Annotated in this window: 1 protein-coding gene; it reads left to right on the top strand. The window is 64.6% G+C overall.

Annotated features, from left to right (window positions below; all coding sequences use genetic code 11):
• Positions 1-342, top strand: a 342-nt coding sequence (locus IMZ35_RS30290) for a transposase (RefSeq protein ID WP_199444634.1), incomplete at both ends; no start/stop codon positions are given.

Below are 342 nucleotides of genomic sequence, written 5' to 3'. Positions count from 1 at the left end.
AAGACTGTCTACGACTACTACGCCAAGTGGGAGGCCGACGGTACCGCCGAGGCGTTGCACGATCTGCTGCGAGACCGTGTTCGTGTCGCAGGTGGACGAATGGTCACGCCGACGGCGGCGATCCTCGACTCGCAGAGTGTGAAAACCTCGTGCAATGTCAACGGATCCAGCCAGGGCATCGACGCGGGCAAGAAGATCAAGGGACGCAAGCGGCACATCGCCATCGACGTACTCGGACTGCTGCTCGCGGTGATCGTGACCGGGGCCTCCGTCCAGGACTCGCCCGCTGGTCGGCAACTCCTGGACCACCTGGCTGTGGCGCACCCGACCGTGTCCACGGCC

Origin of the sequence: Umezawaea beigongshangensis (assembly GCF_016464305.1) — a bacterium.
Classification (GTDB): Bacteria; Actinomycetota; Actinomycetes; order Mycobacteriales; family Pseudonocardiaceae; genus Umezawaea_A; species Umezawaea_A beigongshangensis.
The sequence above is the reverse complement of the archived record's forward strand: the minus strand, read 5'-3'. Positions and strand labels throughout refer to the sequence as shown.